17 protein-coding genes, 2 tRNA genes and 2 rRNA genes are annotated in these 24545 nt (G+C 55.5%); 5 read left to right on the top strand and 16 right to left on the bottom strand.

Annotation, left to right across the window (positions count from 1 at the left end):
* Positions 1-8 precede the first annotated feature (8 nt).
* From AC5JQH_RS14445 to AC5JQH_RS14400, 10 genes are all read right to left on the bottom strand, one after another.
* A 23S ribosomal RNA gene (locus AC5JQH_RS14445) occupies positions 9-2900 on the bottom strand.
* 300 nt (positions 2901-3200) lie between these two features.
* Positions 3201-3276: transfer RNA gene (locus tag AC5JQH_RS14440), tRNA-Ala, on the bottom strand.
* A 223-nt stretch (positions 3277-3499) separates the two neighbouring features.
* Positions 3500-3576: transfer RNA gene (locus AC5JQH_RS14435), tRNA-Ile, on the bottom strand.
* A gap of 91 nt (positions 3577-3667) precedes the next feature.
* Positions 3668-5207 (bottom strand): 16S ribosomal RNA (locus tag AC5JQH_RS14430).
* Together the 16S and 23S rRNA genes with 2 tRNA genes alongside form the textbook arrangement of a ribosomal RNA operon.
* A gap of 419 nt (positions 5208-5626) precedes the next feature.
* Positions 5627-6250 (bottom strand): protein-methionine-sulfoxide reductase heme-binding subunit MsrQ, encoded by a 624-nt coding sequence (gene msrQ, locus AC5JQH_RS14425; protein ID WP_008170683.1) that lies wholly within the window; start codon positions 6248-6250, stop codon positions 5627-5629.
* Positions 6250-7224, bottom strand: a complete 975-nt coding sequence (gene msrP, locus AC5JQH_RS14420) for a protein-methionine-sulfoxide reductase catalytic subunit MsrP (protein ID WP_053114538.1) — start codon at positions 7222-7224, stop codon at positions 6250-6252. The genes msrQ and msrP overlap by 1 nt, the downstream gene beginning before the upstream one ends.
* A 95-nt stretch (positions 7225-7319) precedes the next feature.
* Entirely contained in the window at positions 7320-8138 is an 819-nt protein-coding gene (gene pssA / locus AC5JQH_RS14415; RefSeq protein WP_041644958.1) for a CDP-diacylglycerol--serine O-phosphatidyltransferase, read from the bottom strand.
* 89 nt (positions 8139-8227) lie between these two features.
* The gene (gene ilvC / locus AC5JQH_RS14410; RefSeq protein ID WP_008170689.1) at positions 8228-9244 is read right to left on the bottom strand and encodes a ketol-acid reductoisomerase; all 1017 of its coding nucleotides are present in this window, start codon (positions 9242-9244) and stop codon (positions 8228-8230) included.
* Between the two features lie 64 nt (positions 9245-9308).
* Positions 9309-9800, bottom strand: a complete 492-nt coding sequence (gene ilvN / locus AC5JQH_RS14405) for an acetolactate synthase small subunit (protein WP_008170692.1) — start codon at positions 9798-9800, stop codon at positions 9309-9311.
* A gap of 2 nt (positions 9801-9802) precedes the next feature.
* Entirely contained in the window at positions 9803-11521 is a 1719-nt protein-coding gene (locus AC5JQH_RS14400; RefSeq protein ID WP_008170695.1) for an acetolactate synthase 3 large subunit, read from the bottom strand.
* A 521-nt stretch (positions 11522-12042) separates the two neighbouring features.
* On the opposite strand from AC5JQH_RS14400, the gene AC5JQH_RS14395 reads away from it, so the two are divergent.
* On the top strand, positions 12043-12498 hold the full coding sequence (locus tag AC5JQH_RS14395; RefSeq protein WP_491713913.1) for a DUF4124 domain-containing protein: 456 nt from the start codon (positions 12043-12045) through the stop codon (positions 12496-12498).
* 64 nt (positions 12499-12562) lie between these two features.
* Here AC5JQH_RS14395 and clpB read toward each other — a convergent pair whose 3' ends face one another.
* The 3 genes from clpB to rluD all read right to left on the bottom strand — a co-directional run bounded on the left by clpB (position 12563) and on the right by rluD (position 17187).
* Positions 12563-15139: an ATP-dependent chaperone ClpB gene (clpB, locus tag AC5JQH_RS14390; RefSeq protein WP_493805722.1), complete on the bottom strand. Its 2577-nt coding sequence runs from the start codon at positions 15137-15139 to the stop codon at positions 12563-12565.
* Between the two features lie 322 nt (positions 15140-15461).
* The gene (gene pgeF, locus AC5JQH_RS14385; RefSeq protein WP_491713988.1) at positions 15462-16220 is read right to left on the bottom strand and encodes a peptidoglycan editing factor PgeF; all 759 of its coding nucleotides are present in this window, start codon (positions 16218-16220) and stop codon (positions 15462-15464) included.
* Positions 16210-17187 carry a 23S rRNA pseudouridine(1911/1915/1917) synthase RluD gene (rluD, locus tag AC5JQH_RS14380; RefSeq protein WP_493791919.1) on the bottom strand — a complete coding sequence of 326 codons (978 nt, stop codon included), beginning with the start codon at positions 17185-17187 and terminating at the stop codon, positions 16210-16212. The genes pgeF and rluD overlap by 11 nt, the downstream gene beginning before the upstream one ends.
* A gap of 134 nt (positions 17188-17321) precedes the next feature.
* On the opposite strand from rluD, the gene bamD reads away from it, so the two are divergent.
* On the top strand, positions 17322-18155 hold the full coding sequence (bamD, locus tag AC5JQH_RS14375) for an outer membrane protein assembly factor BamD (protein ID WP_491713724.1): 834 nt from the start codon (positions 17322-17324) through the stop codon (positions 18153-18155).
* A 60-nt stretch (positions 18156-18215) separates the two neighbouring features.
* Here bamD and AC5JQH_RS14370 read toward each other — a convergent pair whose 3' ends face one another.
* Positions 18216-19886, bottom strand: a complete 1671-nt coding sequence (locus AC5JQH_RS14370; RefSeq protein ID WP_493805721.1) for an NAD+ synthase — start codon at positions 19884-19886, stop codon at positions 18216-18218.
* A 93-nt stretch (positions 19887-19979) separates the two neighbouring features.
* On the opposite strand from AC5JQH_RS14370, the gene AC5JQH_RS14365 reads away from it, so the two are divergent.
* From AC5JQH_RS14365 to AC5JQH_RS14355, 3 genes are all read left to right on the top strand, one after another.
* Entirely contained in the window at positions 19980-21635 is a 1656-nt protein-coding gene (locus AC5JQH_RS14365; protein WP_008170707.1) for a sensor histidine kinase, read from the top strand.
* Between the two features lie 56 nt (positions 21636-21691).
* Positions 21692-23083 carry a sigma-54-dependent transcriptional regulator gene (locus AC5JQH_RS14360; RefSeq protein ID WP_008170709.1) on the top strand — a complete coding sequence of 464 codons (1392 nt, stop codon included), beginning with the start codon at positions 21692-21694 and terminating at the stop codon, positions 23081-23083.
* A 95-nt stretch (positions 23084-23178) separates the two neighbouring features.
* Positions 23179-23739, top strand: a complete 561-nt coding sequence (locus AC5JQH_RS14355) for a GspH/FimT family pseudopilin (protein WP_081467505.1) — start codon at positions 23179-23181, stop codon at positions 23737-23739.
* Between the two features lies 1 nt (position 23740).
* Here AC5JQH_RS14355 and AC5JQH_RS14350 read toward each other — a convergent pair whose 3' ends face one another.
* Together AC5JQH_RS14350 and AC5JQH_RS14345 are read right to left on the bottom strand one after the other, a co-directional pair.
* Positions 23741-24196 carry a type IV pilin protein gene (locus tag AC5JQH_RS14350; RefSeq protein ID WP_008170711.1) on the bottom strand — a complete coding sequence of 152 codons (456 nt, stop codon included), beginning with the start codon at positions 24194-24196 and terminating at the stop codon, positions 23741-23743.
* Complete coding sequence (locus AC5JQH_RS14345) at positions 24193-24519, bottom strand: hypothetical protein (RefSeq protein WP_139043660.1); 327 nt, start codon at positions 24517-24519, stop codon at positions 24193-24195. The genes AC5JQH_RS14350 and AC5JQH_RS14345 overlap by 4 nt, the downstream gene beginning before the upstream one ends.
* Positions 24520-24545: the final 26 nt, after the last annotated feature.

The raw sequence follows: 24545 nt of genomic DNA, 5'->3' as shown, positions 1-24545 counted from the left end.
GGTGTTATATAGTCAAGCCGCACGAGCAATTAGTATCGGTTAGCTCAACGCCTCGCAGCGCTTACACACCCGACCTATCAACGTCCTGGTCTTGAACGGCTCTTCAGGGACCTCGAGGGTCCAGGGAGATCTCATCTTGGAAGGGGCTTCCCGCTTAGATGCTTTCAGCGGTTATCCTGTCCGAACATAGCTACCGGGCAATGCGACTGGCGTCACAACCCGAACACCAGAGGTTCGTCCACTCCGGTCCTCTCGTACTAGGAGCAGCTTTCCTCAAATCTCCAACGTCCACGGCAGATAGGGACCGAACTGTCTCACGACGTTCTAAACCCAGCTCGCGTACCACTTTAAATGGCGAACAGCCATACCCTTGGGACCGGCTTCAGCCCCAGGATGTGATGAGCCGACATCGAGGTGCCAAACACCGCCGTCGATGTGAACTCTTGGGCGGTATCAGCCTGTTATCCCCGGAGTACCTTTTATCCGTTGAGCGATGGCCCTTCCATACAGAACCACCGGATCACTATGACCTACTTTCGTACCTGCTCGACGTGTCTGTCTCGCAGTTAAGCGGGCTTGTGCCATTACACTAACCGCATGATGTCCGACCATGCTTAGCCCACCTTTGTGCTCCTCCGTTACGCTTTGGGAGGAGACCGCCCCAGTCAAACTACCCACCACACAGTGTCCTCATCCCCGATAAGGGGACCAAGTTAGAACCTCAAACATGTCAGGCTGGTATTTCAAGGTTGGCTCCATGAGAACTGGCGTTCCCACTTCAAAGCCTCCCAGCTATCCTACACAAACATGCTCAAAGTTCACTGTGAAGCTATAGTAAAGGTTCACGGGGTCTTTCCGTCTAGCCGCGGATACACCGCATCTTCACGGCGATTTCAATTTCACTGAGTCTCGGGTAGAGACAGCGCCCCCATCGTTACGCCATTCGTGCAGGTCGGAACTTACCCGACAAGGAATTTCGCTACCTTAGGACCGTTATAGTTACGGCCGCCGTTTACCGGGGCTTCGATCAAGAGCTTCGCGCAAGCGCTAACCCCATCAATTAACCTTCCGGCACCGGGCAGGCGTCACACCGTATACGTCCACTTTCGTGTTTGCACAGTGCTGTGTTTTTAATAAACAGTCGCAGGGGCCTGGTATCTTCGACTGGCTTCAGCTCCACCCGCAGGGATTTCACTTACCACCAGCGTGCCTTCTCCCGAAGTTACGGCACCATTTTGCCTAGTTCCTTTACCCGAGTTCTCTCAAGCGCCTTGGTATTCTCTACCTGACCACCTGTGTCGGTTTGGGGTACGGTCTCGAATAGCCTGAAGCTTAGAAGATTTTCCTGGAAGCAGGGCATCAATGACTTCCCGCTCTAAGAGCAGTCGTCGTCGCGTCTCGAGATTGTGGACCCGGATTTGCCTAAGTCCACTCCCTACTCGCTTAAACCGGGACAACCGTCGCCCGGCTCACCTAGCCTTCTCCGTCTCTCCATCGCAGCTATCCAAGGTACGGGAATATTAACCCGTTTCCCATCGACTACACCTTTCGGTCTCGCCTTAGGGGCCGACTCACCCTGCGCCGATTAGCGTTGCGCAGGAACCCTTGGTCTTCCGGCGTGCGGGTTTTTCACCCGCATTGTCGTTACTCATGTCAGCATTCGCACTTCTGATACCTCCAGCATGCTTCTCAACACACCTTCGCAGGCTTACAGAACGCTCCCCTACCCCGCATACAAAGTATGCAGCCGCAGCTTCGGTGACCAGTTTGAGCCCCGTTACATCTTCCGCGCAGGCCGACTCGACTAGTGAGCTATTACGCTTTCTTTAAAGGATGGCTGCTTCTAAGCCAACCTCCTAGCTGTCTGAGCCTTCCCACATCGTTTCCCACTTAACTGGTACTTGGGGACCTTAGCTGGCGGTCTGGGTTGTTTCCCTCTTCACGACGGACGTTAGCACCCGCCGTGTGTCTCCCGGATAGTACTCACAGGTATTCGGAGTTTGCATCGGGTTGGTAAGTCGGGATGACCCCCTAGCCGAAACAGTGCTCTACCCCCTGTGGTATTCGTCCGAGGCGCTACCTAAATAGCTTTCGGGGAGAACCAGCTATCTCCGGGCTTGATTAGCCTTTCACTCCGATCCACAAGTCATCCCCTGGCTTTTCAACGACAGTGGGTTCGGTCCTCCAGTGCCTGTTACGGCACCTTCAACCTGCTCATGGATAGATCGCCCGGTTTCGGGTCTATGCCCAGCGACTAAATCGCCCTATTCAGACTCGGTTTCCCTACGGCTCCCCTAAACGGTTAACCTCGCCACTGAACATAAGTCGCTGACCCATTATACAAAAGGTACGCCGTCACGGAACAAGTCCGCTCCGACTGCTTGTACGCATACGGTTTCAGGATCTATTTCACTCCCCTCACAGGGGTTCTTTTCGCCTTTCCCTCACGGTACTGGTTCACTATCGGTCAGTCAGGAGTATTTAGCCTTGGAGGATGGTCCCCCCATGTTCAGACAGGATATCACGTGTCCCGTCCTACTCGATTTCACCAGACTCAGGTTTCGGATACGGGGCTATCACCCACTATGGCGGCACTTTCCAGAGCCTTCTCCTACCAGTTGTCTAGCTTAAGGGCTAATCCCCGTTCGCTCGCCGCTACTTAGGGAATCTCGGTTGATTTCTTTTCCTCGGGGTACTTAGATGTTTCAGTTCCCCCGGTTCGCCTCTTACACCTATGTATTCAGTGCAAGATACCGACCCGAAAGTCGGTGGGTTTCCCCATTCAGAAATGCCCGGATCACAGCTTGTTTGCCAGCTCCCCGAACCTTATCGCAGGCTTCCACGTCTTTCATCGCCTCTGACTGCCAAGGCATCCACCGTATGCGCTTAGTTGCTTGACTATATAACCCCAAGACAACTGATCACGAATCCACACTCCTCACCAGGCAAGCCTGATTCAGAGGTTTCTTCGAGACAGCCACTTGAAGCAATAGAACAACCACTTCAACGACAACACCGGATAACGCTTGAAATCGTTATCACTCTGATCAATGAATTCCGGAGATAATGGAATCCATCAATCGTGTTCTATCTCGTCCAATTTGTTAAAGAGCAAATCTGACCCAGTGATCAGAAAGGAAGGCTTCATCGTTGTGAAACATTCGTTTCTGTACACTGCTAACCGAAGTTAGCCAGTAATTTGGTGGAGCTAGGCAGGATCGAACTGCCGACCTCCTGCGTGCAAGGCAGGCGCTCTCCCAGCTGAGCTATAGCCCCAGAACTTGTCCAGCTTCCGTTACTCGTCGTTGCAGCATTCATTCGCTTCAGTCTTGACCCATCGAGGGTCACTCCTTCACTCATTCAAGCTGCGCCTAGATTAACGCAATCTGTCCTGCGCTCTGCTATCGTCTCCAAGACCAGGATTTTGCTGATCTAGGCGTCAAAGTGCGCCGCATAGCCTGCTATGCAAGTGCTTTGACAACGACGAGCAGTGAAATTCTGGTGGGTCTGGGTGGACTTGAACCACCGACCTCACCCTTATCAGGGGTGCGCTCTAACCACCTGAGCTACAGACCCAAAAACACGGGCCTGCAACGACCCATCTGCTCTCTTTATTCAGCTAACCAAGTAATTCGTGTGGACTCTGACCGAAGCGTTCGGCTTCGTTTAAGGAGGTGATCCAGCCGCAGGTTCCCCTACGGCTACCTTGTTACGACTTCACCCCAGTCATGAACCACACCGTGGTGATCGTCCTCCCGAAGGTTAGACTAACCACTTCTGGTGCAATCCACTCCCATGGTGTGACGGGCGGTGTGTACAAGGCCCGGGAACGTATTCACCGTGACATTCTGATTCACGATTACTAGCGATTCCGACTTCACGCAGTCGAGTTGCAGACTGCGATCCGGACTACGATGCGTTTTGTGAGATTGGCTCCCCCTCGCGGGTTTGCAGCCCTCTGTGCGCACCATTGTAGCACGTGTGTAGCCCTGGCCGTAAGGGCCATGATGACCTGACGTCATCCCCACCTTCCTCCGGTTTGTCACCGGCAGTCTCCCTAGAGTTCTCAGCCGAACTGCTAGCAACTAGGGATAGGGGTTGCGCTCGTTACGGGACTTAACCCAACATCTCACGACACGAGCTGACGACGGCCATGCAGCACCTGTGTCAGAGTTCCCGAAGGCACCAATCCATCTCTGGAAAGTTCTCTGCATGTCAAGGCCAGGTAAGGTTCTTCGCGTTGCGTCGAATTAAACCACATGCTCCACCGCTTGTGCGGGCCCCCGTCAATTCATTTGAGTTTTAACCTTGCGGCCGTACTCCCCAGGCGGTCTACTTAGTGCGTTAGCTGCGCCACTAAGACTTCAAGAGTCCCAACGGCTAGTAGACATCGTTTACGGCGTGGACTACCAGGGTATCTAATCCTGTTTGCTCCCCACGCTTTCGCACCTCAGTGTCAGTATTGGTCCAGGTAGCCGCCTTCGCCACTGGTGTTCCTTCCTATATCTACGCATTTCACCGCTACACAGGAAATTCCACTACCCTCTACCATACTCTAGCCTGACAGTTCGAAATGCCGTTCCCAGGTTAAGCCCGGGGCTTTCACATCTCGCTTATCAAACCACCTACGCGCGCTTTACGCCCAGTAATTCCGATTAACGCTTGCACCCTCCGTATTACCGCGGCTGCTGGCACGGAGTTAGCCGGTGCTTCTTCTGTGAGTAACGTCAAGCCCTACGAGTATTAGTCGCAGAGTTTTCCTCCTCACTGAAAGTGCTTTACAACCCGAAAGCCTTCTTCACACACGCGGCATGGCTGGATCAGGGTTGCCCCCATTGTCCAATATTCCCCACTGCTGCCTCCCGTAGGAGTTCGGGCCGTGTCTCAGTCCCGATGTGGCTGATCATCCTCTCAGACCAGCTACGGATCGTCGCCTTGGTAGGCCTTTACCCCACCAACTAGCTAATCCGACATAGGCACATCCAATAGCGCAAGGTCCGAAGATCCCCTGCTTTCCCCCGAAGGGCGTACGCGGTATTAATCCGGGTTTCCCCGGGCTATCCCCCACTACTGGGCAGTTTCCTATGCATTACTCACCCGTCCGCCGCTCGTCAGCGGGGTGCAAGCACCCCCTGTTACCGCTCGACTTGCATGTGTTAAGCCTGCCGCCAGCGTTCAATCTGAGCCATGATCAAACTCTTCAGTTTAAATCATACAAGAATCCGAAGATTCTCTATTCTTGCTCAAGACAAAACTCAATTTCGACGAGTCACTGTCCTGATATTTCATATCCGAAATACCTCGGCCAGCGCCCACACGAATTACTTGGTCAACTTTTTAAAGAGCGTTTGAGCTGTTGCTCAATCAAGGCCGCGTATTCTACATCGTAACGCCGCCTTGTCAACCGTTAATCCGAAGAATTTTAAAACTCATTTTCTTCAGTACTTTCAAACGGTTACTTCTGCTCGGAAAACCGCTGTGAGTGGCTTGTCCCTCAGAAGTGGTGCGCATTCTACAGGCGTCAGGAAAACTGTCAACGAGGTTTTTGAATTAATTTATAGCGGTATCGGTTTCCACGTATCCGCCTGATCAGTCAGTGATCAGATCGTATTCTTTTTACTCAAAATCAGCCTCTGACAAACGGAATCAGCGCGCGACTCCCGCTCCATTTCCAACGAAGCGCCAGCAGAACTGCGATTATCAGGCCGTACACCACCATTTCTCCAACGTCACTGCGGGACTGCCAGATGAAATGAACCCATGCCGCTATCGCAATCGGGTACACCAGCTTATGCAAGGCTTTCCATTGCCGGCCCATCCGCCTCATCATCCCCTTTGTTGAGGTTAACGCCAGTGGCACAAGCATAAGGAAAGACACCGCCCCCGCCAGGATATATGGCCGCTTGGTGAACGTGGCCCATAGATCGCTCCAGCCAAGAATAAACTGCAGAAACGCCAATACATGCAACACCGCATAAAAGAACGCAAACAGACCAAGCATCCGGCGAACCCGGATCCACGCTCCCCACCCTGTCCAACGCTTGAGCGGTGTCATGCATAAGGTAGCAATCAATAACTGAAATGCCGCGATGCCCAGCGACTCTGTTACTTCTTGCCCGGGATCCGGGCCGAGGGACTGGCTGGCAATGCTGGCAATCAGCACCAACAGGGGAACGCTGGCGAGCAGCGCTACCAGCAGGCGAAACGCCAGCACAAACCCCGGTTGGTTCAGCACACGCTTCTCATTCATCAATAGAACTTGCTCAAATCCATGCCCTTGTACAGATCGGCAACCTGTTCTCCATAACCATTGAACTTGACGGTTTCCATGTAGTTGGGAGAGAGCAAGCCAGAGGGCAGCCTGCGCTCCCGCTTCTGGCTCCACCTCGGATGGTCAACTTCAGGGTTCACGTTGGCATAGAAGCCATACTCCTGGGGCGCAAGCATTTCCCAGGTAGTCTTGGGGCGCTCCTCCTGAAAGCGAATCTTGACGATCGACTTGATGCTCTTGAAACCGTACTTCCAGGGCACGACCAGCCGGATAGGCGCGCCATTCTGGTTTGGCATGGTCTTGCCGTAGAGCCCAACAGCCAGGAAGCTTAACTCGTTCATTGCCTCGTCCATGCGAAGACCTTCCTGATAAGGCCAGTCGATGGTGCTGAACAGCGAGCGCTGACCTCGCATCTGGTCCGGATCATAGAGGGTCTCGAAATAGACGTACTTCGCCCTGGAAGTCGGTTCGAGCCGCTTGAGAATGTCGGCCAAGGGGATCCCGATCCAGGGAATCACCATCGACCAGGCCTCGACACAACGAAGCCGATACACCCGTTCCTGATACTCGTGAGGTTTCAGCAGATCTTCCAACGCATACGCACCGGGCCGATCACATGCGCCTTCAACAACCACGGACCAGGGATCAACGGTCATCTCATCGGCGTACTTCGCCGGATCCCCTTTTCCAGTGCCGAACTCGTAAAAGTTGTTGTAACGGGTTACGTCCTCAAAAGGGGTTTTCTCCTCGTCGGTGGAAAAGCCGGGCATCGGAACAAAATCCAGCGCTTCTCCCGGGACAGGAAGCTTCGCTGCCGACAACAGACCGGGCACTGAAAGGCCAGCGGCCACAGCCAGGGTGCCGGACATAAATTGACGTCGGTTCAGGTAAACAGACTCGGGCGTAACTTCAGAATGAGGCAAAGCCCAGGAAGGGCGTTTCTTGATGAGCATGGAAAGTCTCCGTCGGGGCATCAGCCAGCAAAGGCGTTGACCGGAGACTGTATTGAAAATTCCCGGACCTCACTGAGGAGGCCCGGAAGGGGTGCTCAGTCAGCGGCGCCTGGAGCTTTCCGTGGCTTGCCACGGAAAAGCGCACGAACAGGGCCGGACAACGCGTATATCAGAAATCCAGTAAACAATACGGTTGCAGGATCCAGCGCGATCACTACAAAAACCAGCACCACAAGCAGAATGGCGGCAAACGGTACACGGCCACGCAGGTCCAGATCCTTGAAACTGCGGTACAGAATATTGCTCACCATCAAAACACCGGCACCGCCGACCACAAACATGGTCAACAAGGTGAGCCAGGTAGACGGTTCGAAAAGATGGAAACACCAGACCAGGCCCGCGACACAGGCAGCCGCAGCCGGACTCGGCAAGCCGACAAAGAACTTCTTATCGACCGAGCCAATCTGGGTATTGAACCGTGCCAGGCGCAAAGCGGCGCCAGCCACGTAGATAAAGGTGATGGCCCAACCAACCTTGTCGAAGGCGTTCAGTGACCAGAAAAAGGCTACCAGCCCGGGAGCGACGCCGAAGGCCACCATGTCGGCCAGACTGTCGTACTCCTCACCGAATTTACTCTGGGTATTGGTCATCCGGGCGACCCGGCCGTCGAGACCGTCCAGAATCATCGACACAAAAATAGCGATGGCGGCATTGTCAAAGACGCCGTTGGCGGCAGACACAATGGCGTAAAAACCTGAGAACAGCGAAGCGGTTGTGAGCGCATTGGGAAGCAGGTATATCCCCTTGCGGCGCACGGGCGCACCTCCTACCAGCTCTTCCTCAACCACTTCCCCGGCCTCGACTTCATAGTCCGGGTTCTGCTTGCCGTCGGCGGATTTTCTTTCTTCAGTCATTCCCATTACTCCGGAAAGCGTTTGGGCGGAGTATATACGAAAAACGCGGCCACCCGGGCCGCGTTTTTCAAAACCAGGCGGAATTCCGCTTAGTTTTTGTCCTTATCCACGATCTTGTTCGCGGAGATCCAGGGCATCATGCCGCGCAGTTTTTCACCAACCACTTCGATTTCGTGGGCAGCGTTCTGGCGACGACGCGCCGTCATGGACGGATAGTTCAGAGCGCCTTCAGAGATAAACATCTTGGCGTACTCGCCGCTCTGAATACGCTTCAGCGCGTTGCGCATCGCTTCACGGGACTGCTCGTTGATGATTTCGGGACCGGTCACATACTCGCCATACTCCGCGTTGTTGGAGATGGAGTAGTTCATGTTGGCGATACCGCCCTCGTACATCAGATCGACGATCAACTTTAGCTCGTGCAGACACTCGAAGTACGCCATTTCCGGCTCATAACCGCCTTCCACGAGCGTTTCGAACGCCGCTTTAACTAGCTCCACGGTACCACCGCAGAGAACGGCCTGCTCACCGAACAGATCGGTTTCGGTCTCATCCTTGAACGTGGTTTCGATGATGCCGGTACGGCCGCCACCGATACCGCTGGCGTAGGACAGAGCCAGATTCTTGGCGTTGCCGGAGGAATCCTGGAAGATAGCGATCAGGTCGGGAATACCACCACCGTTGGCGAACTCGGTGCGCACGGTGTGGCCCGGTGCCTTCGGAGCAATCATGATGACGTCCAGATCCTTACGCGGAACGATCTGGTTGTAGTGGATGGCAAAGCCGTGGGCGAACGCCAGGGTGGCGCCTTGCTGCAGATTCGGCTCGATTTCCGCCTTGTACAGCTGGGCCTGGTATTCGTCCGGAGTCAGAACCATGACAACGTCGGCGGCGGCAACGGCAGACGGCACGTCGCTGGTCTTCAGACCATAGGCTTCCGCCTTGGCGATGGAAGAAGAACCCGGGCGCAGGCCCACGGTCACGTCAACACCGGACTCTTTCAGGTTACACGCGTGAGCGTGGCCCTGGGAGCCGAAACCAATGATGGCAACTTTCTTGCCCTGGATGATGGAAAGATCGCAATCCTTATCGTAGTAAACCTGCATGAGAAACCTCTGTTATTTGTGATGGCCCCGAAGAGCCATATTGTTCAAACCCTGTTTGAAATCGTTAAAGGCTGAGCACCTTCTCGCCCCGGGCGATACCGGATACACCGCTGCGCACCACTTCCAGTACGCCCGACGTGCCAACGGCCTGAATAAAGCCGTCCAGCTTCTCGCTGTCACCTGCCAACTGAACCGTGTAAACGGAGCTGGTCACATCCACGATCTGGCCGCGGAAAATGTCCACCGTACGCTTGATCTCGGCACGCTGGGAACCCGTGGCTTTCAGCTTGACCAGCATCAGTTCGCGTTCGATATGGGCGCCTTCGGTGAGATCCACCAGCTTGACGACTTCAATCAGCTTGTTCAGTTGTTTGGTGATCTGTTCGATCACCTTGTCAGAACCCGTGGTGGTCACCGTAAGACGGGACAACGTCTCGTCCTCGGTTGGCGCCACGGTGAGTGTTTCGATGTTGTAGTTGCGCTGGGAAAACAGACCTACCACCCGCGACAGGGCGCCAGGTTCGTTTTCAAGCAAAACAGAAATGATTCGACGCATGATCAGACCCTCTCCGTCTTGCTGAGCCACATATCTTTCATGGAACCTCGGGCAACCTGCATCGGATACACGTGCTCAAAACGGTCCACGTAGATATCCACGAATACCAGCTCGTCTTTCATGGCCAGCACTTCTTTCAGCTTGGTCTCCAGATCCTCCTTCTTCTCAATCCGGACACCCTTGTGGCCGTAGGCTTCCGCCAGCTTGATGAAGTCGGGCAGGGATTCCATGTAGGACTCGGCATGGCGGGACTCGTAGTTCATGTCCTGCCATTGCTTGACCATACCCAGAGCCTGGTTATTCAGGTTAATGATCTTAACCGGCAGGTTGTACTGCTTGCAGGTCGACAGCTCCTGGATGTTCATCTGGATACTGCCCTCACCGGTAATGCACAGCACTTCGTCGTCCGGATGGGTCAGCTTTACCCCCATGGCCGCCGGCAGGCCGAAGCCCATGGTGCCGAGACCACCGGAATTGATCCAGCGGTTGGGCTTATCGAACTTGTAGTACTGGGCCGCGAACATCTGGTGCTGACCCACATCGGAAGTCACGAAGGCCTCGCCGTTGGTCAAGCGACACAGCATTTCAATGACTTCCTGGGGCTTGATCACATCCGGGCTGGTCTCATAGCGCATGCCATGGAATGCCCGCCACTCGTCGATCTGCTTCCACCAGGAAGCGATTGCGTCCGCGTCCGGCTTTTCCTTGGCTTCCTTCACCAGCGACAGCATTTCCTTGAGCACAGCGTCAACCGGGCCAACGATGGGCACATCGGCATCGACGGTCTTGGAAATCGAGGCTGGATCAATGTCGATATGGATGATGCGCGCGCCCGGACAGAACTTCTCGGTAGCGTTGGTCACCCGATCATCAAAACGGGCTCCCACGCAGAGGATGAGGTCCGAGTGGTGCATGGCCATGTTGGCTTCGTAGGTGCCGTGCATGCCAAGCCAGCCCAGGTGCTGTTTATCGCTGGCTGGGTAACAGCCAATGCCCATCAGGGTATTGGTGATCGGATAGCCCAGCAGCCGTACCAGCTCGGTCAGCTGATCCGATGCCTTGCCCAGAACAACCCCACCACCTGCGTAGATAATTGGGCGCTTCGCCGCCAGCATCATGTCGACCGCTTTCTTGATCTGACCGGCATGGCCGCGAATAGCGGGGTTGTAGGAGCGCAGTTTGACCTTCTTGGGATAGGCGTACTCGTAACGCTCGTTCGGCGTGGTCATATCCTTGGGAATGTCCACGACCACAGGACCGGGGCGACCGGTCGCGGCAATGTAATACGCCTTGCGGATAATCTCCGGGATTTCCTCGGGATGACGGACACTGAGATTGTGCTTAACCACCGGACGGGAGACACCCATCATATCGGTTTCCTGGAACGCGTCCTCGCCGATGAGGGTGGACGCAACCTGGCCGCAAAGAACCACCATCGGGATGGAATCCATGAATGCGGTGGCAATGCCGGTGATGGTGTTGGTGGCTCCAGGACCCGAGGTCACCAGTACGGTACCTGGTTTTCCGGTCGCGCGGGCATAACCGTCGGCCATGTGGACCGCCGCCTGCTCGTGCCTTACCAGAATGTGTTTGACTTTGTCCTGCCTGAACAGCGCATCATAAATATGAAGGGCTGCACCACCCGGATAGCCGTATATGTATTCGATACCTTCATCTTGAAGGGACCGGATCAGCATATCGGCGCCAGACAATAACTCCACGATTTTCTACCCTCTTGTACGAGTGAATGAGCCGGGACGGGTCCCGGTTGCCTGGATTCACGGTGTCCATGCTTCTTGTGAAAGCGGAACCGGCTGCTCCTCCACACCTTGTTAAGAGGTTGTCTCCTGGCCAGCCGCCCTCCTGAGGGTTGCGGAGAACGGCCAATCAACGGGTTGCACGTAAGCAACAACCATCCCGCGACGGATGCGCGGCGCGTTCAGTGTGGTAATTGATGGGGGATACTCGCTCGGGATTGCCTGCCGTATTGACCCCAGTCTTCAGGCAATCGGTAATTCTGACAGCGCGAAACTCCCTGTCAATAGCCGCTGCAGGTTTCTGTGCCTATACTGGCCAAAGGTCTGCCATACTTGACACAAATCCGATACAAAGATTTGAACCAGACAGAAGAAAATCCGCAACACTGGTGGCATGATAGGGAATAATAAGCTGAGAAAAAACGGGCCCGGTTTATCCAGGTTGTCTGCCTGCCCGGGAGCAGTGAACATACGCGAGTAGAGCCATGAACAGAAAAATCCTGACGCTGACCTTATTACTGGCCGTTGTACCAGGTGTCGCCATGAGCGCCTCTGTCTATAAATGGACCGATGAAAACGGGGTTACCCATTTTGGGGACCGGCAGCCTACGGGCTCAAAGGCCGAACGAGTCAATGTTCGCTCCGGCACTTCGTCGGATGCTTCCGGAAACAGACCGAGCCCCCAGGAGCGACTGCAGAATCTGCAGGAACACCAGGAAGATGAGGCAAGGCAGCGCCAGGAGACCGCCGTTGAGGAGGCCCGCCGGAAACAGCGCGACGCAAATTGCGCGACAGCCCGGTCCAACTTGGAGGTAATTGCCAACCACGCCCGCATCCGGATTGAGGAAAACGGCGAACTGCGCTATCTGACTCCGGAAGAGCTTGCCGAGAAACGGGCAGAACTTGAGCGAATGGCGGAAGATAATTGCGAACCGATGTGAACATGTAAAAATGGGGTCAGATGAAAGCTTTCATCTGACCCCGACTTCAGCTCCGACTCTCGGGTCAGGCTTTGGTGAAATCCAGGTGGTGGTCCTTCACTGTGCCACGAATGACATCACCCGACACAAACTCTCCCTTTAGCAGCCTCTGGGCCAGCGGGTTCTCGATCATCCGCTGGATGGCCCGCTTCAGCGGCCGGGCACCGTAGACCGGGTCATAGCCCACTTCCGCCAACAACTCCATGGCAGCATCATCCAGCTCCAGCTTCATATCCTGTTCTTTCAGGCGCTTGCTCAGAGACTCGATCTGAATCCGGGCAATGCCCTGGATTTGACTCTCCGCCAGCGGGTGGAACACCACCACTTCATCCACGCGGTTGATGAACTCGGGGCGGAAATGAGTGCCGACGACTTCCATGACCGCATTCTTCATGACCTCGTAGTTCTCCTCGCCGGCTTTCTGCTGGATGATGTCCGAGCCGAGGTTTGAGGTCATGACAATGACCGTGTTCCGGAAGTCGACGGTCCTGCCCTGCCCGTCCGTCAGGCGACCATCCTCAAGTACCTGCAAAAGTATGTTGAACACATCCGGATGGGCTTTTTCCACCTCATCCAGCAACAAGACGGAATACGGCCGGCGGCGAACCGCTTCGGTCAGGTAGCCACCTTCCTCGTAGCCGACATAGCCCGGAGGCGCACCAATCAGGCGGGCCACGGAATGCTTCTCCATGAACTCGGACATATCGATGCGCACCATGGCTTCCTCGGTATCAAACAGGAAGGACGCCAGGGCCTTGCACAGCTCGGTTTTACCCACACCGGTCGGGCCAAGGAACAGGAACGAACCGTTGGGGCGATTGGGATCGGACAACCCCGCCCGCGAACGGCGCACGGCGTTGGACACAGCTTCAACCGCCTCATCCTGGCCGATAACCCGACCATGGAGCGCTTCTTCCATGCGCATCAGCTTATCGCGCTCGCCTTCGAGCATCTTGGACACCGGGATGCCGGTCCACTTGGAGACAATCTCGGCGATTTCCTCGTCGGTTACCCGGTTGCGAAGCAGCTTCATTTCCATCATTTCTGCCTGGCTGGCCATATCCAGCTGGCGCTCAAGCTCAGGAATCTGCCCGTACTGGAGCTCGGACATCTTGCCGAGGTCACCGGCACGACGGGCATTCTCCAGATCAATGCGGGCCTGTTCCAACCGGCTCTTGATCTTCTGGGACCCGTGCAATGCCGCCTTTTCGGTATTCCAGACTTCTTCCAGATCGGCGTACTCACGCTCGACACCGGTGATCACATCGGACAGTTCCGACAGGCGTTTTTTCGAGGCAGCATCGGTCTCTTTCTTGAGCGCCTCACGCTCGATTTTCAACTGAATCAGACGACGTTCGAGACGATCCAGGGCCTCGGGCTTCGAATCCATTTCCATCCGGATCTGGGAAGCGGCCTCGTCCACCAGGTCAATGGCCTTGTCCGGCAGCTGACGGTCGGCAATGTAACGATGCGACAGTTTGGCGGCGGCGATAATGGCGCCATCTGTCACCTCAACCCCGTGGTGAACTTCATAACGCTCTTTCAGGCCCCGCAGGATGGCGATGGTATCTTCCTCACTGGGTTCGCTGACCAGTACTTTCTGGAAGCGACGCTCAAGAGCGGCGTCTTTTTCGATGTTTTCACGGTATTCGTCCAGGGTAGTCGCGCCCACGCAGTGCAGCTCGCCACGAGCGAGCGCCGGCTTGAGCATATTACCGGCATCCATGGAGCCTTCGGCCTTGCCGGCACCAACCATGGTGTGAATCTCGTCGATGAACAGGATGATCTGACCTTCCTGTTTGGACAGTTCGTTCAGAACAGCTTTCAGGCGTTCTTCAAACTCACCCCGGAACTTGGCGCCGGCAATAAGGGCACCCATATCGAGTGACAGAACCTTCTTGTCCTTGAGGCCATCGGGCACCTCGCCGTTGACGATACGCTGGGCCAGCCCTTCGACGATGGCGGTTTTACCAACGCCGGGCTCACCGATGAGAACCGGGTTGTTCTTCCGGCGGCGCTGCAATACCTGAATGGTACGGCGAATTTCATCATCGCGGCCGATTACCGGGTCCAGCTTGCCGGCCTCGGCTCGCTCGGTAAGGTCGATGGTGTATTTGGACAGAGCCTGACGGTTTTCTTCGGCGCTGGCGTCGTTGACGGCTTCACCGCCGCGAACGTCGTCAATCGCTTTTTCCAGGGCAGCTTTATCAACACCCTGCTCCCGAAGTACGCGACCCAAAGTACCCCGATCTTCCAGGGCGGCCAGCAACATGAGCTCACTGGAGATGTACTGGTCTTTGCGTTTCTGGGCGAGCTTGTCGGCAATGTTGAACAGCCGGCCCATGTCATTGGACATGGAGACGTCGCCGGCCGATCCCTGCACTTCGGGCAGGTTTTCGATCTCCCGGGCGATCGCCTGGCGAATGCGTCCGGGCTCTGCGCCAGCCTGCTTGAGCAGGGGTTTGATGGCGCTGCCTTCCTGATCAAGCAGTGCCTGCATCAGGTGCACCGGCTCAATGAAATTGTGATCCTTTCCGACCGCGATGGACTGTGCGTCCGCGAGGGCGGTCTGCAACTTGCTGGTCAGCTTGTCGATTCTCATGTGTACTTTCCCCAAATTTCTGCGAATACCATGGTGCCTTGGGTGGCGGATATTCGATTGCTTTGACAGTTAATGTAGGGGCAAGTAGAGCGACTTCAAGCGGGGCTTCGGTGTATTCGTCAGAAAATTGACGGCCGTCAGTTATCTGATTCGAGCTTGGGTGCAAGGCTGGTGCAGGACTACTTTCCAGAACACGCCGTAAATACGTCCATGTAGGCTTGACTGCAGCATCCATGCTGCAGACAGTTCTGTAAAGTAGTCCTGCACCAGCCCCCGAAATTTGCGATCACAATCAGAACTAAACCATGAAAGACACTAATAATCAGCCTGTTAGCCAGATCAAAGTTGCCATCCGTCCAGTCCGACCATCCCTGCGGTACGAAAAAAACCGATCTGGATTTTGAACGGTACACAGACCACCGCCAGTCACGACGGAAACACCAAGGCGATTTAAACGTAAGACGGCAAGGCGATAGATATCCGCCATGAAATGCCCTGGCCGAGCGCCTGCGTCTTTGAAGGCGTGGACCGCTTTGGGATCATGGTCGAGGAAGGCGTCACGCACTTCCGGGCCAACTTCGAAGCTGTCAGGACCGATGGCCGGGCCGAGCCAGGCTTGCAGGGTTTCGGGCGCAACCGCCATCTCGCTCACCAGATTCTCGATAACACCGCCACACAGGCTTCGCCAGCCACAGTGGGCGGCGCCAACAACCGTTCCTTCGCGATCGGCAAGGATAACGGGCAGGCAGTCGGCGGTAAGGATGGCGCAGGCGATGCCCGGATGACGGGTGTAGCTGGCGTCAGCCTCGACGGTTTGTCCGACGTTATTCGCGGTTAGTTCAACAACCTCGGTTCCGTGTACCTGGTTGAGCCAGCCAATCCGGTCGCTATCCAGTCCGATGGACTCGGCGAGCCTTCGCCGATTCTCTTGTACGTGTTCCGGGTCGTCTTCGACGTGACTACCGAGGTTAAGACTGTCCCAGGGTCGAACGCTGACACCCCCGACGCGAGTTGTGCTGATGGCCCGCACTCTATCGGGAGCAGACCAGTCTGGTTTCAGGGCGTTACCTTCAATAGTCACGGGTTTCCAGCTCCCGGGCGTGTTTGCGCAGAGCTTCGATCAACGCAACCATATCCTCAGGCAGGGGCACTTCCCAGGTCAGGATCTCACCGGTTTCCGGGTGTTCCAGTGTCAGCTGCTGGGCGTGGAGGGCCTGGCGATTGAACGCCGAAAGCGCCTCTCGAAGCTCTTCGGTGGTTCCCTTGGGCAACCTGAGCCGGCCGCCGTAGAGCGGGTCTCCGACCAGCGGGTGTTTTACATGGGCCATATGAACCCGGATCTGATGGGTTCGGCCGCTTTCCAGTTTGCAGCGAACATGGGTGTGGGCGGCAAAACGCTCGACCAGACGATAGTGGGTGACCGCAGGTTTGCCGGAGGCTACGACCGCCATTTTCTTGCGCTCCCGCGGATGCCGGCCAATGGGCGCATCAACCGTTGCGCCACCGGTGAGGGTGCCAACCACGACGGCCTCATACTCACGCCCCATGGTTCGGGTTTGCAACTGATCGACCAGGGACGTGTGCGCAATCAGACTGCGAGCAACGACCATGATGCCGGAGGTGTCTTTGTCGAGACGGTGTACGATGCCCGCCCGTGGTAAATTCTCGACTTCCGGTGCGTAGTTCAACAGGGCGTTGACCAGGGTTCCATCGGCATGGCCGGCAGCCGGGTGCACCACCAGGCCCGCAGGCTTGTTGATGACCAGCAAGTGCTCGTCCTGATAGACAATATCGAGGGAGATTTCCTCGGCCTGCCAGCTTACCTGGGCTTCCGGCTCCGCATCCAGCGCCAGGCGATCATCCAGCATCACTTTGTCCCGAGGCTTTCGCGTCTCTCCATTCACCGTCAACGCGCCGCTTTTGATCCAGGACTGCAGGCGGGAACGGGAGTGTTCGGGCATCAGTTCGGCAGCGGCCTGGTCAAGGCGCCGATCACTCAGTTCCGGCGGCACAACAAAGTTGGCGATGATTCGTTTTTCAGATGACATTAAGCCCCCAGGGCCTGTGTGTGTTACGTTTCGGTCAGATTATTGGAAACAGCGAGGCATTGCTCTGCACATGGAGCCACTTCCCCGCTACAATGACTGCCTTTGAATTAATCGACATTATACGGGATTCCGGAATGAGATCAGGTCTTCGTTTGCTGTTACTTTCCACACTGGTTGTTCTGGTCAGTGCCTGCGCCTCCAACAAGCAGGAGGAAGTACTTCCGGAGAAGACCTACTATGAGAATGCCCGCCAGGCCATGACCTCTGGAAACTTCAACGAGGCAGAGCAGAACCTGGATGCCCTGGAAACCTACTACCCCTTTGGGCGCTATGCGGAACAGGCCCAGCTCGACCTGATTTATGCCCGCTATCAGAACCTGGACCTTGAAGGTTCCCGTGCTGCCGCCGACCGTTTTTTGCGCCTTAACCCGCAAAGCGACCACGCGGACTATGCACTCTATATGCGCGGCCTCGCCTCCTATAACCTGGATATCGGGCTTGCTGCGCGCTACTTCCCGATCGATGTAGCGGCGCGCGATCCTGGCGAGCAGTTGCAGTCTTTCCGTGACTTTTCTGAACTTCTGAACCGTTATCCGGACAGCCAATACGTCGCGGATGCCCGCCAGCGGATGATCGCGGTGCGCAATCGCATGGCCGAGCTGGAACTATACGCGGCCCGCTATTACGTCAAACGCCAGGCCTATGTGGCGGCCAACAACCGGGCACGATACATCATCGAGAATTATCCGACCGCAACGGTTACTGAAGAGGCACTGATTATCCTGGCAGAAACCTTTCGCTTCCTGGATCTGAAAAAAGGTTCACAGGACGCCGTCGCTATGCTCCGTACCAATTTCCCGGAAAGTGAGGCATTCAATGCCGACGGCGAGTTTGAAGTGGATCTGCTGGAGGGTGAAAACCGCTCACTGACGAACGTTGTTACCTTCGGCTTGATGGGCGACGAGTAAGGGCTCAAACATCTGGAATTGGGGGCAGATGAAAAGTTCATCTGACCCCGAATACTTCAGCTATTTGCCGCTCTTCCAGCCGTTGGTGATCGGATAGCGCCTGTCCTTGCCAAATCCTCGCTCGGTAATCCGAACACCAATCGGCGCCTGCCGACGTTTGTATTCGTTGATATCTACAAGACGAATAACCCGCTCAACGTCGACTCGCTCGAAACCTTCCGCAACGATCGCATCGGCACTGAAATCCCGCTCTACATAGAGATTCAGTATCTGATCCAGCACATCGTAACCGGGCAGGCTGTCTTCATCTTTCTGGTCCGGCGCCAATTCTGCCGACGGCGGCCGGGTGATCACACGCTCGGGGATCACTTCTCCCTCCGAGAGCGTGTTGCGGTATTTGGCCAGGCGGAACACCAGGGTTTTGGGCACATCCTTGAGCACATCAAAGCCGCCAGCCATATCGCCATAAAGCGTTGAATAGCCCACCGCCATCTCGCTCTTGTTACCGGTAGTCAGCACCAGCGAACCGAACTTGTTGGAAAGCGACATCAGCAAAACCCCACGCAGACGTGCCTGCAGGTTTTCCTCGGTTGTGTCCGGCGTGGTGCCCTCGAAAGGTGCGGCAAGAGTTTCCATAAAGGCGTCGTACATGGGTTCAATGGAAAACACATCGTACTGCACGCCCAGGGCAACGGCTTCAGCCTCGGCATCTTCAAGGCTCATGCTGGAGGTGTAGCGAAACGGCATCATCACCGCCCGTACCCGATCCTTACCCAGGGCATCGACAGCGACCGCCAGCGTCACGGCCGAGTCGATACCGCCTGAAAGCCCCAGAACCACCGACTTGAATCCATTCTTGTTAACGTAATCCCGAACACCGGTCACCAGGGCGCTGTAGACATTGGCCTCCAACGTCGGCTCTTCCGGCAACGGCTGGGATACCGGCTGACAATGGTGCTCACACAGAAAGTCGACCGGGTATAATCCCTCACCAAACTGCGGAGCCTCTGCAGTCAGCACACCGGAATGGTCGAACACCATAGAGCCCCCGTCAAAAACCAGCTCGTCCTGACTGCCCACCAGATTCACGTACACGATGCTGACCAGATTCTCCCGGGACTTTCGCTCCAACAGGGCCTTACGACGTGCCTGCTTGTCGATATCATAGGGCGAGGCATTGAGGTTCAGGATGAGACGGGCGCCTGCAGCGGCGCAGTCCTCCACCGGCCCTTCCTTCCAAAGATCCTCACACACAGTAATTCCCACCGGAACGCCCCGGATATCCAGAGTCAGGACATCCCGGCCCTCGGCAAAGTAACGCTTCTCGTCGAAGACCTGATAGTTGGGCGGGAACCGCTTGAAATACCGACCAGTAATTTCACCGCCGTCGATGACCACCGCCGCGTTATACAGGAGCGCGCCATGACGAAGGGGAGCACCGATAACGATTACCGGATCCAGTTTTTCCGCCTGCAGCTTTTCCAGCGCCTCATTTACGCGAACTTCCATGCTGGGCCTCAAGAGCAAATCTTCAGGCGGATAGCCGGTCAGGCAAAGCTCCGGGAACACCACCACGTCCGCCTGATGCTCGGACGATGCCCGGCGGGCTGCGTCCAGAACCAGCTCGGTATTGCCAGGAATATCGCCCACCAGAAAATCCAACTGGGCCATCACCACCCGCAATTTTCTGGGAGACTCCCCGGACGCTGCCTGGTTTCCGGACACGGACATAAATCGGCTCCTGTAACTCATTGCCATGAAAAGGCTATTATAACCCTGCATAGGCGTGGATTTCTTCCGACCAACAGCGGATTCCTGTAAATCATGGCAGCAGATACACCAGCACAGTCGGCCGAAACGCTCGGCCAACCCCCTTCAACACCGTCCGGTGTGCAGCAGGCAAAGCTATTCAGGATCTACAACCACTACCGCCTGGTGGTGAGCCTGATGCTGGTGGCGCTGTTATTCGTGGACCCAGTCAACTTTGACATGCGTTTCCGGCTGCTGGATTACTACCAGGCAGGCGTCTCCGCTTACCTTGGTCTCAATGCCTTCATTGCCCTGCTCCTGGTGGCGGGCTTTCACCCCAGCCAGCGCCACATTACGCTTTCCATCCTGGTGGATATCCTGATCATGCACGGCCTGCTGCTTGCCAGTACAGGCATTACCAACGGCCTGGCCAACCTGGTGATTGTGTCTGTTGCGGCGGGCAATATCCTGACCCCAAGCCGCATGGGCACCTTCTATGCCGCTTTGGCCGCAATCTGCTCCCTGGGGATCTCTGGCTGGGCAGTTCTGGCTCTGGGCGAGTCCGCCGACGATATTGTCCGGGCCGGCTCACTGGGCATCCTTTACTTTGCTGCGGCTTTCGTCCTACAGAGCATTTCCCGCCGGATGATGCGCAGCGAGGCTCTGGCAAGCAGCCGCGCACGCAGTATTGCCGAGCTGGAGAAGATCAACCAGCAGATTATCCAGCGCATGCGTACCGGCATTCTGGTGCTGGACCGTTTCGGCCAGATCCGTCTTGCCAACGCTGCCGCCGAGGAGCTTTTATATGGTGCGCCAAAGACCTCGGTTCCGATTCAGGAGCGCGCAACCGTGTTGCCCAAACCGCTAAAGCAGGGCCTGGACGCATGGCTGAAGGACCCGACCCAGCGCATTGAGCCGTTCCAGCCCTCACCCACATCGCCGCTACTGCAGGCCAATTTCACCCAACTGGATCAGGAACGGGGTGACCAGATCCTCGTGTTCATTGAAGACATGAGCAAAGTCACCCAGCAGGCCCAGCAGATGAAGCTGGCATCGCTGGGCCGACTCACAGCCGGCATTGCTCACGAAATCCGCAATCCGCTGGGCGCAATCAGCCACGCGGCCCAACTTATGGAAGAAGCACCGAACCTGGAAGCCGGCGACCGCCAGATGCTGGCGATCATCCAGCGACACTCCCGCCGGGTGAACGGGATTATCGAAAACGTTCTTGATCTTTCAAGACGCCGGGCCGCCAATGCAGATCTGATCGAAGTCGCACCCTGGCTCCAGGAATTTCGGGAAGATTTCCTGCAAACGCAGGACGAGGACTGCACCACAGCCAACATTGTTCTGAAAATCGATCCGCAACTACCGCCAGCGCGGTTCGACAAAAGCCAGATTGAGCAGGTGATGGTGAACCTTTGCGACAACGGTTTACGCTACAGTCAGCAGCACTCGGGCCAGCAAAAGATCGGAATACACGCCGGGGCAACCGAGGATGGCGAGCGGGCCTATATCGATGTGCGGGACCTGGGCCCCGGCATTGCGCCGGAAAACAGAAACTCAGTGTTCGAACCGTTTTTCACCACAGACAAGACCGGGACCGGGCTCGGGCTTTATCTGGCCAGGGAACTGTGCGAGGCTAATCAGGCGCATCTTTCCCTGGTAGAAGACAACAAGCCCGGCTGCTGTTTTCGCATTACATTTGCTCACCCGAGGCGAATGATCTGAGCCTGCGCCGGCGGATATCGGGCGCTTGAACAACGACATGGAACCGACGACACAAGATGACCACATACACAGCGCTGATTGTTGATGATGAACCGGACATCCGGGAGTTACTCGAGATCACCCTCACCCGGATGGGAATATCAACCCTCACGGCACCCGACCTCACCAGCGCCCGGAAATTGCTGGAACAGAACGCCACCCACCTCTGCCTGACCGACATGAACCTGCCAGACGGTAATGGCATTGAACTGGTCCAGTGGATTCAGAAACACTCTCCGGCCACGCCTGTTGCCTTGATCACAGCGTACGGCAACATGGACACCGCGATTGAATCGCTCAAAGCCGGGGCTTTTGATTTCGTGTCCAAACCGGTGGAGCTGCCCCGACTAAGGGAACTGGTCAATAGCGCCCTCAAGCTATCTGAGCCCAAGGCAGACGCGGAAGATACAGCCGACGAGCCAGGCCTGCTACTCGGCAAATCACCAGAGATTCGAAAACTCCGGAACCAGACCCGAAAACTGGCCCGAAGCCAGGCCCCCGTGTTTATCAGTGGCGAATCTGGCAGTGGTAAAGAGCTGGTGGCCCGAATGATCCACCTCCAGGGACCCCGCCGCGAAGGACCGTTCATCGCGGTTAACTGCGGTGCGATTCCCTCGGAACTGATGGAAAGCGAATTCTTCGGCCACAAGAAAGGCAGCTTTACCGGGGCCGTGGAGAACAAAGACGGCCTGTTCCGCTCTGCCAACGGAGGTACCCTATTCCTTGATGAAGTGGCAGACCTGCCCCTGGCCATGCAGGTGAAACTGCTCCGCGCCATACAGGAAAAAGCCGTTCGGCCCGTCGGGGACACCAAGGAAGTGCCCGTCGACATTCGGGTACTGAGCGCCACCCACAAGAATCTGCCGGAGCTGGTCCAGGAAGGCAGCTTTCGTCAGGATCTTTTCTACCGGATTAACGTGATCGAACTCGCAGTACCACCCCTGAGAGAGCGGCCGGATGATATTTCTCTGCTTTCGAATCACATTCTTGAACGGATTGCGAAAGAGTATGAGTGTGACCCTGCCTCGTTAACGCCAGCGGCCGTGGACAGACTGCGAGGCTATGACTTTCCGGGCAATGTCCGGGAACTGGAAAACGTCTTGGAGCGGGCTTTTACCCTGTGCGACGCCGATCAGATCGATGCTGATGATCTGCATCTGGGGAATGGTGTTCAGCATGCAGCTTCGGCCTCGCAGATCATTGCTGAAGGGCAAGCAAACGGGGAAGATGGCATTGCAGCAGTACCCGATGGTGAAATCGATCTCGAAGGATATCTGGAAGGCATCGAGCGGCAAGCCATTGAGAAGGCGCTTGAGGCAACTCGGTGGAACAAGACGGCGGCAGCGAAACGATTGGGGATTAGCTTTCGAGCATTGCGGTATAGGTTGAAGAAGTTGGGAATGGAATAAAAATGTATTAACCTTCTCTTTGCCGTAAGGACTACGGTAGATAAAACTTAGCTTGACTGCCATCAAGGACTGGATGGCTAGTAGGAGATTCAAGGATGAGAACCACCTCCTCTTCCAAAGGCTTAACTTTGGTGGAATTATTGGTTGTTATATCGCTTTTAGCGCTTTTAGCAACGAAAGCTGTGCCTTCTTTCAATGAACTTATACAAAATAGCCAACGAACAGCTGCCATCTCTGAGCTTCGTCAGTTTCTAGCCTTAGCCAGACGACATTCAGTTATGACAGGGCAGATCGTAACCGTATGCCCTACGGAACCTGACGGTAAGTGCGGCCGAAATTGGAACGGGCCTGTTTCAATGTTTGCAGACCCAGGTAATCAACGGACTCTCCTTCAAGGCACCAAAGTCAATGCGGTTTTGCCTCCCCCTAAATTTGGAAATTTTATCGTGAGGTCACTGTCGAGAAGCTATTTCCAATTCAGACCAGATGGTTTTATATACAGCGATTTGGGAAACATCACCTGGTGCCCAGATTCAGGAGAAGCCTCTCTGGCAGGCCAGCTGATCATAAGCCGGAGTGGACGAATAAGAACCGCCACAGACAGCAACGGAGACGGCGTGGTCGACGACGCGAAGGGAAAGCCCGTGCGCTGCTGAATCACCAGCAGCCCGCAACGGTACTGCCATCTTTCACTGCAGTCTTCGCTCCGGTGTTCGAGATTCTGAGTGTGCCACAATCATCGTTCGCCTGATCACCCGAAGGCGCTGCCTGAAGAGAATAGGTGTTCGCAGTGACCGACCCATTAAAACCTATGGTGTAAAATGCAGTCCCACTCCGAGGAGACTGCGTAAACGGCAGCGTTGGGGCATTTCCGGAAGCATCAAGGTAACTGAAATTTGCGGAGTATTGACGTTCCATCCATTGGGCCAATTCCATTAAATCGGCTTGAGTCGCTGTCCGTCGAGTTTCTCTTACCTGGTTCTGATAGGAAGGATATGCGATCGCTGCAATAATCCCAATGATCGCCACTACGATCATTAACTCGATAAGAGTGAAACCAAGATTTTGCTGTCGGTTGGCGCCCTCTTTAGTTGTACCCAGCGAATGACTCATAGGGTATCCACCTCAATCAGAATCCGTTCCAATTCGCTACCAGACCTCTCATACTTCATTGACTTTAATTTTTGACCTTCACGAAGAATTTCCAACGCAGCTTGACCTGAAATCGATTGCCCGTTCATTATCACTTCCCGCTTAACGAACATTTCCTGGTCGTCGATAACCAACCTACCTTCGGTCGGGTAGATTGAATTGACAATAACCTGCTGCGCCTCCAACGTTGTATTTAAACCAGTTTTTGGCGACGTTTGGGCGATAGCCATGGCTGAGGAAACAGTCATGGCGAGCAAAAAAATCAAACCGAAAGCCTTATTCATGAAAATCCCCTTAGAGTCCAGACCCA

Source organism: Marinobacter sp. H13 (genome assembly GCF_059072335.1).
Note: the sequence above shows the minus strand (reverse complement) of the source record. Positions and strands in the feature narration are given on the sequence as shown.